Source organism: Flavobacterium plantiphilum (assembly GCF_046000495.1).
Classification (GTDB): domain Bacteria; phylum Bacteroidota; class Bacteroidia; order Flavobacteriales; family Flavobacteriaceae; genus Flavobacterium; species Flavobacterium plantiphilum.
In genome coordinates this window covers 106227-121873 of the sequence record NZ_JBELQA010000003.1, presented here as the reverse complement: position 1 = coordinate 121873, position 15647 = coordinate 106227, and the positions used below count along the sequence as shown (strand labels likewise).

General features: G+C 34.9%; 12 protein-coding genes. All 12 read right to left on the bottom strand.

What is annotated here, in order from left to right:
• Positions 1–7: 7 nt before the first annotated feature.
• Positions 8–589 (bottom strand): Holliday junction branch migration protein RuvA, encoded by a 582-nt coding sequence (gene ruvA, locus ABS764_RS05930; protein ID WP_408080879.1) that lies wholly within the window; start codon positions 587–589, stop codon positions 8–10.
• 25 nt (positions 590–614) lie between these two features.
• Positions 615–2894: an NADP-dependent malic enzyme gene (locus tag ABS764_RS05925; protein ID WP_408080878.1), complete on the bottom strand. Its 2280-nt coding sequence runs from the start codon at positions 2892–2894 to the stop codon at positions 615–617.
• A 157-nt stretch (positions 2895–3051) separates the two neighbouring features.
• Positions 3052–3486, bottom strand: a complete 435-nt coding sequence (locus tag ABS764_RS05920) for a CBS domain-containing protein (RefSeq protein ID WP_408080877.1) — start codon at positions 3484–3486, stop codon at positions 3052–3054.
• 82 nt (positions 3487–3568) lie between these two features.
• A complete protein-coding gene (gene queG, locus ABS764_RS05915; RefSeq protein ID WP_408081188.1) occupies positions 3569–4492 on the bottom strand; it encodes a tRNA epoxyqueuosine(34) reductase QueG in 924 nt (307 codons plus the stop codon).
• Positions 4493–4562: 70 nt separating this feature from the next.
• On the bottom strand, positions 4563–5585 hold the full coding sequence (gene ruvB, locus ABS764_RS05910) for a Holliday junction branch migration DNA helicase RuvB (RefSeq protein ID WP_408080876.1): 1023 nt from the start codon (positions 5583–5585) through the stop codon (positions 4563–4565).
• A gap of 97 nt (positions 5586–5682) precedes the next feature.
• Positions 5683–7479, bottom strand: a complete 1797-nt coding sequence (locus tag ABS764_RS05905) for a cytochrome c oxidase subunit I (RefSeq protein WP_408080875.1) — start codon at positions 7477–7479, stop codon at positions 5683–5685.
• 31 nt (positions 7480–7510) lie between these two features.
• Positions 7511–8665: a cytochrome c oxidase subunit II gene (locus ABS764_RS05900; protein ID WP_408080874.1), complete on the bottom strand. Its 1155-nt coding sequence runs from the start codon at positions 8663–8665 to the stop codon at positions 7511–7513.
• A gap of 19 nt (positions 8666–8684) precedes the next feature.
• On the bottom strand, positions 8685–10052 hold the full coding sequence (locus ABS764_RS05895; protein WP_408080873.1) for a quinol:cytochrome C oxidoreductase: 1368 nt from the start codon (positions 10050–10052) through the stop codon (positions 8685–8687).
• Positions 10053–10079: 27 nt separating this feature from the next.
• Positions 10080–10625 carry a c-type cytochrome gene (locus ABS764_RS05890; RefSeq protein ID WP_408080872.1) on the bottom strand — a complete coding sequence of 182 codons (546 nt, stop codon included), beginning with the start codon at positions 10623–10625 and terminating at the stop codon, positions 10080–10082.
• A 7-nt stretch (positions 10626–10632) separates the two neighbouring features.
• A complete protein-coding gene (locus ABS764_RS05885; protein WP_408080871.1) occupies positions 10633–11157 on the bottom strand; it encodes a DUF3341 domain-containing protein in 525 nt (174 codons plus the stop codon).
• A complete protein-coding gene (nrfD, locus tag ABS764_RS05880; protein WP_073241589.1) occupies positions 11150–12553 on the bottom strand; it encodes an NrfD/PsrC family molybdoenzyme membrane anchor subunit in 1404 nt (467 codons plus the stop codon). Before nrfD ends, ABS764_RS05885 begins: the two co-directional genes overlap by 8 nt.
• Positions 12554–12582: 29 nt before the next feature.
• Positions 12583–15636 (bottom strand): TAT-variant-translocated molybdopterin oxidoreductase, encoded by a 3054-nt coding sequence (locus ABS764_RS05875; RefSeq protein WP_408080870.1) that lies wholly within the window; start codon positions 15634–15636, stop codon positions 12583–12585.
• Between the last annotated feature and the right edge of the window lie 11 nt (positions 15637–15647).

Below are 15647 nucleotides of genomic sequence, written 5' to 3'. Positions count from 1 at the left end.
CTGTATTTTATAAGCTTTTTAATGCTTGTTTAATTATAGATTCAACAGATGCTTCCGGATCTTCTTTTACAATTCTCTCAATTACCTTTTCAGAAGCTTTCCTGACAAATCCTAAAACTTCTAATGCAGATAACGCTTCATCTCTGTTTGTATTGCTTAGTGACATAGAAACTTCATCTAAATCATACAACTTCAAAATTTTATCTTTCAGGTCTAAAATTACTCTCTGAGCGGTTTTACTGCCTATCCCTTTAATTGACTGTATTGTTCCCACATCACCGGATGCGATGGCATTAGTAATCTGTTTTGGATCTAAAGAAGACAACATGGCTCTTGCAATTCCTGCTCCAATACCGGAAACAGAAATTAATAATTTAAAAATCTCTCTCTCTGATTTTTCGAAAAAACCAAATATTGTATGGGCATCTTCTTTAATCTGAAGATAAGTAAACACCTTAACAAAATCAGTTTGAGGAAGTAAAGAATAAGTATGTAATGAAATATGAACCTCATATCCCACTCCTCCGCAATCAATAATAAGCTGTGTGGGTGATTTTTCAACTAGCTTTCCCTGTAAATGTGCAATCATTTAGTATTTTTTACAAAAATATATTTTATTTATGTCTGTTTTCTTTTTCCTGAGCATGAATTACAGTAATAGCTGCCATATTTACCATTTCTTCTACACTTGCTCCTAACTGAAAAATATGAACCGGTTGTCTCATCCCCATCATTATAGGACCTATAGAACCTGTCTGATACAATTCCTTCATCAATTTATAAGTAATATTAGCCGAATCCAAATTTGGAAAAATTAAAGTATTGACTTTTTTTCCGGCTAATTTTGAAAAAGGAAATTTTTCTGTTAACATTTCAGGATTCAGTGCAAAATCAGCCTGAATCTCGCCATCGATAATTAATTCGGGATGATTTTTATGCAAATAAGCGACCGCATCTCTGACTTTAGAGGCTTTTTGATTGGTAGAAGAACCGAAATTAGAATAAGAAACCATTGCAATAACAGGTTCAACTCCAAAAATCTGAGCAGTTTTTGCTGTCATTAATGCAATTTTAGCTAATTCCTCTGCCGATGGATCAATATTAATTGCAGTATCTGACAGAAACATAGGACCACGCGAAGTCATCATCATGTTTGTTGTTGCAATTACAGAAACATCGGATTCTTTATCAATCAACTGTAACATAGGTTTTACCACAGTTGCATAACTTCTGGTATATCCTGTTACTAATCCGTCTGCTTCAGCGGTATTGACCATCATTGCAGCGAAATAATTTCTTTCCCGCATTAATTTTTGCGCATCTAATAAGGTGATTCCTCTCCTTTTTCTGGATTCCCAGTACGCTGTTGCATATCTGCCCCTTCTGGAATTTTCTTTAATTTCCTTGGGATCAATAATTTCAACATCAGCATCAAAACCTAATTCCTCCTTTAATTCCTGAATAATGGTTTTATCACCTAATAAAACAGGGAATCCTATTCCTTCTTCATGAACAATCTGAGCTGCTTTTAAAACATTTAAATGATCTGCTTCCGCAAAAACAATTCTTTTAGGATTCATTTTAGCGCGATTGCTAATTAATCGAACCATTTTATTGTCATTCCCTAATCGTTCTATGAGCTCTTCTTCATATTTATTCCAATCTGTAATTGGATTCAAAGCCACTCCTGATTCCATTGCCGCTTTTGCAACAGCAGGAGAAACAACACTAATTAATCTTGGATCAAAAGGTTTAGGAATAATATACTCTTTTCCAAAGACTAATTTTGTAGCCCCATAAGCCACATTTACCTGTTCCGGAACCGATTCTTTTGCTAATGAAGCCAGCGCTTTTACAGCAGCCATTTTCATTTCTTCATTAATTTTAGCAGCACGAACATCTAATGCTCCCCTGAAAATATATGGAAAACCTAAAACATTATTAACCTGATTAGGATGATCAGATCTTCCTGTAGCCATAATAACATCTTTACGGGTTTCGATAGCCAGATTATAATCAATCTCCGGGTTAGGATTTGCCATCGCAAAAACGATTGGATTTTTAGCCATGCTTAAAAGCATATCCGGACTCATAATATTCCCTGAAGACAATCCTATAAAAACATCAGCATTATTAATCGCTTCAGCAAGTGTAACAGGCTCAATGTCCTGAGCATATTTTTGTTGCAAAGCTGAAAGAGAAGTATTGTTTTTAGTCAAAACTCCTTTACTGTTAAACATTAAAATATTTTCTTGTTTAACTCCTAATAAAACATACAAATCGGCACAAGCCAAAGCTGCTGAACCTGCTCCGGAAATGACCATTTTTATATCAGATGCTTTTTTCTTAGCTAATTCCAGCGCATTTATCAAAGCCGCTGCGGAAATAATTGCCGTTCCGTGCTGATCATCATGCATTACAGGAATGTTCAATTCTTCTACTAAACGTCTTTCAATTTCAAAAGATTCCGGAGCTTTGATATCTTCTAAATTTATCCCCCCAAAAGTAGGAGCTATATTTTTGACCGTCTGAATAAATTCTTCTACGTTTTTAGTATTAATTTCAATATCAAAAACATCAATATCAGCAAAAATTTTAAACAACAGCCCTTTTCCTTCCATTACCGGTTTAGAAGCTTCCGGACCAATGTCTCCAAGTCCCAAAACTGCTGTACCATTACTAATTACAGCAACCAGATTTCCTTTAGCGGTATATTTATAAACATTATTAATATCCTTCTCTATTTCTAAACAAGGTTCTGCGACACCTGGCGAATATGCTAAGGATAAATCTCTCTGAGTAGCATACTTTTTTGTTGGAACAACCTGAATTTTACCTGGCGTGGGTTTGGCATGGTACAGTAAAGCTTCTCTTCTTTTGCTATCTTTATTCATAATGGCAGTTTTATCTTATACACAAAGATAGAAGTCTTAACTTAAAAAGTTAACATTTTCATAATTCTTTTAAAAAAAACACAATTATCTCCACAAAAAAAGCCGCAAAATAGTTGCGACTTAAACAAATTATGTGATAAATAAATTGAATAAAAAATTATAATTGGGTACTATTGATATAAGAATCTAATAATTGAATTGTTTCTTTTTGTTTTTCTATTATAGACTTAACCACGTCACCTATAGAAATAAGTCCAATCACTTTTTCTTCTTCCACAACAGGTAAATGCCTGATTCTTCTTGAAATCATCAGTTCCATACAAGCATCTAAATCATCGTTCGGACTTACCGTTATTACCTTCGAAACCATAATATCCTGAACTAAGGTGTTCTTTGATGATTTATTATTAAGAACAATTTTCCTAGCATAATCTCTTTCAGATAAAATTCCCTTTAGCCGGCCTTCTTCAATAATCAATATTGCGCCAACATTTTTCTCTCCCATTACCTTTATAGCATCATAAACGCTAATGGTTGAAACAATGGAATAAACATCGTTTCCTTTCGTGCTTAATATTTGATTTACAGTCATATTACGAAATTTTTAATATGTATAAATATACAAAAAAATCGTTAATATGCATCTTCAGGTGTTTATTTTTTTTCGATTCTAATTACTTCAAAAAATCAATATTTCTTTTCAGTCCCTGGAATTTTGTTCTTTTAACGGGAGAATCTTTAAAAACAATTTTAAAAGTTTCTTCGGTCATTTCTTCCCAATCTTTTTTGGTCATAGACAGTAAATCCGGATTAGGATTAAACAAAGGTTCGTTATGGCTCTTAGAAAATCTGTTCCAGGGGCAAACATCCTGACAGGTATCGCAACCAAAAACCCAATCATCAAATTGCCCTTTCATTTCGGCAGGTATATTTTCTTTTAACTCTATAGTAAAATAAGAAATACATTTACTCCCGTCAACAATGTAGGGAGCAATAATCGCCTGTGTAGGACATGCATCGATACAGGCTGTGCAATTCCCACAATGATCGGTCACGGCATAGTCATACTCTAATTCCAAATCAATAATTAATTCGGCTATAAAATAAAACGAACCTGTTTTCTGAGTTAATAAATTACTGTTTTTTCCAATCCACCCTAAACCACTTTTTGCCGCCCAGGCTTTATCTAAAACAGGAGCAGAATCTACAAACACGCGCCCTGAAACTTCACCGATATTTTCCTGAACAGAAAAAAGCAGTTCTTTTAATTTTTCTTTAATTACAAAATGATAATCCTGTCCGTAAGCATATTTGGAAATCTTATAAGAATCCTGAATTTGTTCCTGTTGGGGATAATAATTTAATAAAAGTGAAACGACACTTTTAGCATCATCAACGAGTAAAGTAGGATCTAATCGTTTATCAAAATGATTTTCCATGTAACTCATCCTGCCATTCAGGTTTTTGTTCAGCCAATTTTCCAGTCGGGGCGCTTCTTCTTCTAAAAAACCTGCTTTAGAGATACCACAAGACAAAAATCCGAGACGTTTAGCTTCGGATTTAATGAATTGTGAATATTTTTGTCGTGAATTGATGATGGCTTATTATTTTAAATGAGTAAAACAAAATTAGAAAACTCCATTTTAAATATCCTGTTTCCTGTTCCCTTTAAAAAAGTCCTCCCTGAATATTTGTTCTTGTTTTTCCTAAATGATTGTAGGCCTTCTCAGTAACTTCCCTTCCTCGCGGAGTTCTCATAATAAATCCTTCCTGAATAAGAAAAGGTTCATAAACCTCCTCAATAGTTTCACTACTTTCAGAGACAGCAGTTGCAAGAGTGCTTAAACCTACGGGACCGCCTTTGAATTTATCAATAATGGTATTTAAAATTTTATTATCCATTTCGTCCAGTCCATGTGCATCAACATTCAATGCTTTTAAAGCGTATTTAGAAATTTCAATATCAATAGTTCCATTTCCTTTTATTTGAGCAAAATCACGAACTCTTCGCAACAAAGCATTTGCAATTCTGGGCGTACCCCGGCTTCTTCCGGCGATTTCTATTGCCGCTTCCATAGAAATTGGCATTTTTAAAATAAAAGCACTTCTTTGTATAATAGTAGTTAGTAATTCTACTGTATAATATTGCAGTCTGGATGAAATTCCAAAACGCGCTCTCATAGGAGCCGTTAACAATCCGGAACGTGTAGTGGCACCAATTAACGTAAACGGATTCAAATTGATTTGAACTGTTCTAGCATTAGGACCAGATTCAATCATAATATCGATTTTAAAATCCTCCATAGCTGAATACAAATATTCTTCTACGATGGGACTTAAACGATGTATTTCATCAATAAACAGAACATCTCTTTCTTCGAGATTAGTTAATAAACCGGCAAGATCTCCAGGTTTATCTAAAACAGGACCCGAAGTAATTTTAATTCCAACCTCCAACTCATTAGCCAATATATTAGCTAATGTAGTTTTCCCCAGTCCCGGAGGTCCGTGAAACAAGGTATGATCTAAGGCTTCACTGCGTTGATTAGCGGCAGCAACAAAAACTTTAAGATTTTCTAATACCTGATCCTGGCCGGCAAAGTCATCAAAGCTAAGCGGTCTTAATCGTTTTTCAAGATCAAGCTCTTCAGGATTATATCCTTTTGTCGTTGGGTCTAAGTTTTCATTCATTTGGCAAAGATAGAAAAAACCGATGTTGATTTATAATAATAAAATATGAACAACTCAGACATAAAAAAACCTCTGTAAAACAGAGGTTTAAATATATTTAGTGATGTAAAACTGATTCACCTGGTTTCATTGGAACCGTTTGAGGTACAAAATCCTCTTCATGTTCAGGGTTACTGTAATCGTAAGCCCAACGGTGAACTTCAGGAATTTCACCTGGCCAGTTACCATGTATATGTTCAACTGGTGTAGTCCATTCTAATGTAGTAGATCTCCAAGGGTTTTGTTCTGCTTTTTTTCCGTTAAAGATACTGGCAAAGAAGTTATACAAGAAAACTAATTGGAAAGCTCCTCCAACCAAAGCAAAGGTAGTAATCAATACGTTTACATTTTGCAAATCATCAAATAACGGGAAGTTTGTATTTGTATAATAACGTCTTGGTAAACCAGCTAATCCAATAAAGTGCATTGGGAAAAATACTCCATAAGCACAAACTGCTGTTACCCAAAAGTGAATATAACCTAAATTTTTATTCAACATTCTTCCATACATTTTAGGGAACCAGTGATAGATACCGGCAAACATTCCATAAAGTGCAGAAATACCCATTACTAAGTGAAAGTGAGCAATTACAAAGTAAGTATCGTGAACATTAATATCTAAAGTACTGTCTCCTAAAATGATTCCTGTTAAACCTCCTGTGATGAAAGTAGAAACCATTCCGATAGAGAACAACATCGCAGGATTCAGTTGTAAGTTACCTTTCCATAAAGTTGTAATCCAGTTAAATGCTTTTACAGCAGATGGAATTGCAATCAATAAAGTAGTAAATGTAAATACAGATCCTAAGAATGGATTCATCCCTGAGATAAACATATGGTGACCCCAAACAATTGTAGATAAAAATGCAATTGCAAGAACTGACATAATCATAGCTCTGTAACCAAAAATTGGTTTACGTGAGTTAGTTGCCATAATTTCAGAAACAAGACCCATTGCAGGTAAAATTACAATGTATACTTCAGGGTGTCCTAAAAACCAGAATAAGTGTTCAAACAAAACAGGAGAACCTCCCTGGTAATGCAAAACTTCACCGGCGATATAGATATCAGATAAGAAGAATGACGTTCCAAAACTTCTGTCAAAAATTAACAACAAAGCTGCTGATAATAACACAGGGAAAGAAATTACTCCAATTACCGCCGTAACAAAAAATGTCCAGATTGTAAGAGGCAATCTTGTCATAGACATTCCTTTAGTTCTTAAATTAATTACAGTAACAATGTAGTTCAAAGATCCCATCAAAGAAGATGCGATAAAGATTGCCATAGACACTAACCAAAGAGTCATACCTGTTCCAGAGCCAGGAATAGCCTGAGGTAAAGCACTTAACGGAGGATAAATTGTCCAACCTGCAGAAGCTGGTCCAGCCTCAACAAACAGTGAACATAACATAATTACAGCAGATAAGAAAAACAACCAGTATGAAATCATGTTCATAAATCCGGAAGCCATATCTCTGGCTCCAATTTGAAGAGGAATAAGTAAGTTACTAAAAGTTCCACTCAAACCAGCCGTCAGTACAAAGAATACCATGATAGTACCATGAATTGTAACTAAGGCCAAATAAATATCATTTGCCATTACACCATCAGGAGCAAATTTATCACCTAATAAAACATTAAATATTTTAAAAGATTCTTCAGGCCATGCTAACTGCATTCTGAAAAGCAAAGACATAGCTATCCCAATAACTCCCATAATAATACCTGTAATAAGGTATTGTTTAGCAATCATTTTGTGATCAATACTAAAAATATATTTAGTAATGAATGTCTCTTTATGGTGGTGTTCATGTTCGTGATCGTGTGCGTGATCGTGAGCTTCTGCTGACATATATTATACTTTAAATTTTCTTAATAATTTATTATTTCATAGCTACTTCAGGAGCCGCAGGAGCTGCCACAGTATCATTCTCTTTAGCTTCAACCCCAGTTTCTTCAACTGGTTTCTCTAATGATGCTTTTACCTGAGCAACCAAAGTTGTTTGATCTGCTAACCATTTTTTATAATCCTCTGGTGTATCAACAACAATTTTCATTTGCATATTATAGTGTGAAGCACCACAAATTTTATTACAAAGCAATAAATAATCAAATGTATAAGGATCTAATCCTGATTCACCCTTAGCAATTAATTCAACACTTTTTTTAGCTCTTAACTCATTAATATGAGCTACTTTTTCAACCATATAAGGTAATTCTCTGTACTCTGAAGTAGTATAAACAGGAGTAAAAGCAAACTCAGTAACCATACCCGGAACACAGTTCATCTGAGCTCTGAAATGTGGAAAATAAGCTGAGTGTAAAACATCCTGAGAACGGAATTTAAAATGTATTTTTTTTCCTTTAGGAATATGTAACTCACTCACTACTATATCATCCTCTGCATTTTTATCTGATAAATCTACACCTAAAGTATTTACACCTTCGATATATCTTACATTAGCTTTACCTAATACGTTATCTTCACCAGCTATTCTGGCAGTCCATTTGAATTGTTGAGCATATAATTCAACTACAATAGTATCCTCATCTTCATCAACAAACATAATATTTGTCCAGGCATATAATCCATAAAGAATCAAACCAGCTAAAACAACAGCAGGAATAATACTCCATAAGGCTTCTAATTTATTATTATCAGCAAAATATAAGGCTTTCTGATCTTTTTTTCCTTTATATTTAAAAGCAAAATAATATAATAAAACCTGTGTAATTGCCTGAACAGTAAAAATTAAAACCCAGGTAATATTCATCAGATTATCTACCTGCCCTCCGTGCTCAGAGGCAGGAGTATGCAAGGGTAAATTACCCCAGGCTAACAAACCATATATTGTAAAAACATACAGGAATGCTAAAAAACCAAACATCAAATATCCCTGAATATTATTGTCTCTATCATTAGCTACCTGAGAACTATCTGAAGAAGTACCCACTTGAGTAAGGTCGAATATTTTAGTCAATTGCCATAAAGCAACAGCTAATAAAACTAAAACTATAATTACCAACAAACTTGTCATCTGTTTATTTCTTTAAAAATTAATAATGAAAATGTTTACTTTCTTCGATATAAGGATTTCTTTTTGCTAATAAAGGAGCTTTAGTTAATGCAGTAAACACTGTAAAAATAAACAATCCAAGGAAGAAAAGAACTGATGAAATTTCAGGAACACCTATAAACCACTGATCACCAACAGTACCAGGCATAATCATATTAAAGAAATCAATATAATGACCTGCCAAAATAACAATACCAGCCATAACGATTACCCAAGTAATTCTTTTGAAATCAGTATTGATAAGAATTAATAATGGGAAAACAAAATTCATAACAACAGCTCCAAAGAAAGGAAGGTTATATAAATTAATTCTGGTTACGAAATAAGTAATTTCTTCAGGAATATCAGCATACCAGATTAACATGAACTGAGAGAACCATAAGTAAGTCCAGAAAATACTAATACCAAACATGAATTTTGCTAAATCATGAATATGACTTGTATTAATATACTCTAAGAAGCCTCTTGATTTTAAATAAACCGTTACCATTGCAATTAAAGTGATTCCGCTCACAAAGAAACTTGCAAAAACATACCAGCCAAATAATGTAGAAAACCAGTGAGGATCAAATGACATAATCCAGTCCCAGGACATGATAGACTCCGATACGATGAAGAAAACCAAGAAACCTGCAGAAATATTAAAGTTCTTTTTATAAAAACTATTATCATTCGAATCATCCTGTGCTAAACAGTTTTTTCTGGAATAATGACGGTATAAATTCCATCCAATTAAGAAAATAGCTGCTCTTACAATCCAAAATCCGAAATTTAAATACCCTGATTTACCAGCAATCATTTTATCATAATTTGCACTTGCCGGATCCGTTACACCGTCTGCCATCCAGGCAAAAAGATGATTAAAATGAAGACCGCATAATACTAATATTATAAAAAAGATAACAGAAGCTACAGGAAGAAAAGAGGTTATACCCTGCATAACTCTAAACAAAACCGGAGACCATCCTGCTACAGCAACTTGCTGAATAGCATAAAAAACTAAAGTTCCCATTGTTATCAACAAAAAGAAAATACTAGCAACATACAATGCAGCCCAAGGCTTGTTTTGCAATTGATGTAACACGTGAGTTAAATGCTCTTCGTGTTCCGCATGTGCATCTGCTTCACTTGCGCCAGCATGATTTGCTGTTGCATGAGCTTCTTCGTGAGCAGGCTTTTCCTCATGATGTTGTGCTTCACCATGTCCACCATGTGATGATGCAGAAAGGATACTCTCTACTTCATGAATATCTTTTGGTGCGTTTAAAAAACCATACCCTATTCCTAATATACCTACGGCCATTAAGATAAAAGAAAAAGTTTTTAATTTACTTGAAAATGTATACATATCTAATACGATCAGTTTGTTCAACAATTATAATTGGCTTTTAAGTTTAAGCACGTAGTCAGCAATCAACCAACGTTCGTGTTTAGTTAATTGATTAGCATGAGAACCCATTGCATTTAAACCATAAGTCTCAACGTGGAAAACACTTCCTTCAGTGATAACTCTATCCGCATAACTAGGAACTCCAAGAAATTTTTCTCTTTCAACTAATTTTCCTTTACCATTACCAGTTGTACCATGACAAATAGCGCAATAAATATCAAAAAGTTCTTTTCCTTTTCCGGAATTTCTATCCAAAGAATCAAGAGGTGATTTTAAATTTGCTTTCGCTAATTCATAACCCTCAGTAGTATTTGGATACTCATAAGGTTCAAAACCTCTGTTTATACTACCCTCAGCAGGTAGTTGACCTTCCTGACCATTTGCAAAAGCTTTAGACTCTGAATAAGTTTCATAGCCTACTGATTCGTACATATTTGGAAAATACTGATAATTCGGCGCTTTATCGTTATGGCAGGAAGCTACTAATATAGTTATGCCTAACAATAGTGTTATTTTATATACCCTTTTCATATCTAAATTAATTCTTTTCAATTACTTTAACTTCTACAGCACCTGTATTTTGGAAAAAAGAAACTAATTCCTCTTCATTATTATTTACAGCTACTTCCATTAAAAAATGGTCATCAGTAGTTCTGACATCTGGATTTTCAGCTTCTTTAAAAGGCCATAATTTACTTCTCATATAAAAAGTAATTACCATTAAGTGAGCTGCAAAAAATACAGTCATCTCAAACATAATAGGCACAAAAGACGGCATATTCTGAATATAACTAAAACTTGGTTTACCTCCGATGTCCTGCGGCCAGTCATGAATCATAATATAACTCATCATGAAAGTTGCAAAAGAGATACCTACACATCCGTATAAGAATGCACAAATAGCTAATCTTGAAGGTGCTAATCCCATAGCTTTATCCAAACCGTGAACTGGAAATGGAGTAAAAACTTCCTCAATATGATGATGAGCTGCTCTGGTTTTCTTAACCGCATTCATCAATACATCATCGTCATTATAAATGGCGTATATTACTTTATTACTCATGGTGTGAATCTTTATTTGCTTCTCTTTCTCTTATGTAATTATCTCCTGTTGCTTTTAAAATTGTTTTAACCTCTGCCTGTGCAATTACAGGGAAAGTTCTGGAATACAATAAAAACAATACAAAGAAGAAACCTATTGTCCCGATGAAAATCCCAATATCAACAAATGTTGGAGAGAACATTGTCCAAGAAGACGGTAAATAATCTCTATGTAAAGACGTAACTATAATTACGAATCTTTCAAACCACATTCCTATGTTTACAACAATGGAAATAATGAAAGAAAACATAATACTTGTTCTTAATTTTTTAAACCACATAAATTGTGGAGAAAACACGTTACAAGTCATCATTGACCAATATGCCCACCAGTAAGGTCCTGTAGCTCTGTTTAAGAATGCATATTGTTCATACTCTACTCCTGAGTACCAAGCAATAAACAACTCAGTAATATAAGCAACACCTACAATAGATCCTGTAATCATGATGATAAGATTCATCAATTCGATATGTTGTAAAGTAATGTAAGCTTCAAGATTAGATACTTTTCTCATAATGATAAGCAATGTGTTTACCATCGCAAATCCTGAGAATACCGCTCCAGCAACGAAGTATGGAGGGAAGATTGTGGTGTGCCATCCAGGAATTACCGAAGTAGCAAAGTCCATAGATACAATAGTATGTACTGAAAGTACAAGAGGAGTTGCTAAACCTGCCAAAACTAAAGACACTTCTTCAAAACGTTGCCAGTCTTTAGCTCTACCACTCCATCCAAAACTCAAAATAGAGTATATTCTTTTATTAAATGGTGTAATAGCTCGGTCTCTAAGCATTGCAAAGTCAGGCAATAAACCAGTCCACCAGAAGACTAATGACACAGATAAATAAGTCGAGATTGCAAATACGTCCCAAAGCAATGGAGAGTTAAAGTTAACCCATAATGATCCAAATTGATTTGGAATTGGCAATACCCAGTAAGCTAACCAAGGGCGTCCCATGTGAATAATAGGGAATAAACCTGCCTGTACAACAGAGAAAATTGTCATTGCCTCTGCTGAACGGTTAATTGCCATTCTCCATCTTTGACGGAATAACAATAATACTGCAGAAATTAAGGTTCCGGCGTGACCGATACCAACCCACCAAACGAAGTTTGTGATATCCCAGGCCCAACCAACTGTTTTATTTAATCCCCATGTTCCAATACCTGTAGATACTGTATAAACTATACATCCTATTCCCCAAAGAAAGGCTGTTAAGGCGATTGAAAATACAATCCACCAATGTTTATTAGCCAAACCTTCGACAGGCGCTGCCACATCTACTGTTACATCATGATAAGTTTTATCACCTATAACTAAAGGCTTTCTAATACTAGAGTCGTATATATGAGACATATTCCTTTATATTGATTTTAAATTTATTTCTAAGTATTTCTAACTTTTACGTGATAAACCACATTAGGTTTTGTTCCAATATGCTCCAATAAGTGATAAGATCTTTCATCAGCCGCTAATTCAGCCACTTTACTTGTTTTATCATTAACATCACCAAATATCATTGCTCCGGAAGAACAAGCACTTGAACATGCTGTTTGGAATTCTCCATCAACCACTTCCCTTCCTTCTCTCTTCGCATTTAAAATAGTAGCTTGTGTCATTTGAATACACATAGAACATTTTTCCATAACTCCACGAGAACGAACGTTAACATCAGGATTTAACACCATACGTCCTAAATCATCATTCATATGATAATCAAATTCGCTGTTTTTGTTATATAAGAACCAGTTAAAACGACGTACTTTATAAGGACAGTTATTAGCACAGTAACGAGTACCAACACATCTGTTATAAGCCATATGGTTTTGTCCCTGACGACCATGAGAAGTTGCAGCTACAGGACATACTGTTTCACAAGGAGCGTGGTTACAATGCTGACACATTACCGGTTGGAAAGAAACCTGAGGGTTATCTCCCGCTTTCTCCATTTCATTAAATGTAGACAATGAACTTGATAAACCAGCTATATTCTCTTTTCTTTCAACATCTTCAGCAAAAGTAGCATCAGATGAATAATATCTGTCGATACGCAGCCAGTGCATATCACGACTTCTTCTAACTTCAGACTTCCCTACTACAGGTACATTATTTTCAGCGTGACAGGCAATTACACAAGCCCCGCAACCCGTACAGGCATTTAAATCAATAGAAAGATTAAAGTGGTGACCAACTGAACGATCAAAAGATTCCCATAAATCCACAGTAGTTGATTCAACTTCTTTATGGTCTAAAGATACTTTTGGAGTTTCATTCCAAATTTTAGAATCCTTGGTATTGAAAATCTCTAAAGTCGTTTCTTTAATAATATCTCCTCTACCCATCAAAGTTTTTTGTCCCTGAACACAAGCAAATTCATGCTCTCCACCAGCTTCAACCAACTCAACTGACTGAACATCATTAAAACCTTTATATAAAGCGTAAGCATTAACACCTACCTGCATTTCTTCTTTCAAAGCAGCCTTACGACCGTATCCTAAAGAAAGACCAATTGTACCAACAGCCTGACCTGGCTGAACAATAACAGGAACCTGCTCTAGTTTTGTTCCGTCAGCAGTTGTAAGAGTAGCATAACTACCATTCAAACCACCATTAGCAACGATTTCATTAGACAAGCCCAGTTCTTTTGCATCAGCATGAGAAACAGTTACATAATTATCCCAGGAAACTCTTGTGATTGGATCCGGAAACTCTTGCAACCAAGGGTTGTTAGCCTGCTGACCATCTCCCATACCAGTTTTAGTATACAATACTAATTCTAAACCAGAAGCAGCTTTAGATTTTGCTAATTCAGAAGCAGCACCAGCATAATCAGCAGTACCTCCGGCAGCAGCTTGTGGAGCTCCAACAAATACTCCATCATGTAAAACTTTATTCCAAGATGAACCTGTAATAAATGATGAAGAATATGCTTTTAAATAATCGTAATAAGTTCCAGTAAGTCCATTTATAGACATTAAAACATCCTGAAATTGTTTAGTATCAAATAAAGGACGAATTGTAGGTTGCGTTAAACTATAAGTTCCTTTAGTAAGAACTAAATCTCCCCAAGCTTCTAAATAATGAGGAACCGGAGCAGCAATAGTTGCAACAGCAGCAGTTTCATCTTCTTTTAAAGATAAAGCTACAGAAGTTTTTACTTTTTTAAGTCCTTCTGCAAAAGAAGCAGAATCAGCTAAAGTATAAACCGGATTTACACCGCTCATGATTAAAGTATGAACACTTCCCGCATTCATATCCTTAACTAACTGAGCTACTTTTTCATCAGACCCTTTTCTTATTTGTCTTGTTCCAACAGTTGAAAAAGCTTCACTAGCCAACACCTGGTTGATAGCTAAAACTAACAATTGTGCATTTTTATCCTGAATACCAGAAACTAAAAGACCTTTAGAACCGGCAGCTTTTAATTGCTGAGCTGCTTTAGTAACTTCAGCTTTTACTTCATGAGCAAGATTTACAGCAACTGATGAACCTGTAATAATATTATATATAAGTACTAATGCTTGTTTTTGATTTGCAACCGTCATTGGCAGACGCTTATCAGCAGCAGCACCAGACAAAGTCATATTTGCTTCTAACTGGAAATGACGGGACATTTTTCCATTTTTTGGAATTCTGCCTTGTGCATACCCTGAATCGTATCCACCACCTTGCCAATCTCCCAAGAAATCAGCTCCAACAGAAACGATAAGAGAAGCTTTTGAAAAATCATAATCCACTAAAGCTCTTTCACCATAAACTGTTTCAAAAGCATCTAATGCAGCTGACGAAGAAACCGCATCATAAACTACATGTTTTGCATTTGGGTTTACAGCTATAAAATCAGCAATTAATTTTTCTGTTGAAGGACTCGCTAAAGTATTAGTCAGTAAAACAACCTGACCACCAGTTGCTTTTGCATCAGCGATACTTGATTTAATTTTTGCATCTACTGCAGACCAGCTAGAATCTTTCGCTTCTATTTTTGGTGCTTTCAAACGCATATTATCATACAATGACAATATTGAGGCATGAACTCTGGCATTTGCAGCAAATTTAGCTCCCAAAATAGTATTATTATCTATTTTAATAGGACGCCCCTCACGTGTTTTAACAAGTAGATTTGCAAAATCAAAACCGTCAAAAACAGAAGTTGCATAATAATCAGCTACCCCAGGGATGATTTGCTCCGGTTGTAATACATAAGGAATTGTCTTGTTCACAGGCCCTTCACATGCAGCAAGTGTTGCCGCAGCAGTACTAAAACCAACGTACTTTAAAAAATCACGTCTTGATGTTGAAGAAGACGACATAGCATCTGTATTTCCTAAAAATTCATCTGTAGGAATCTCTTCAACAAATTCGTTATTTCTAAGCGCCTCAACAATAGAACCATTTTCTAGTTCCTCAACACTTTTCCAGTATTTTTTGTTTGATGACATTGTATATATAT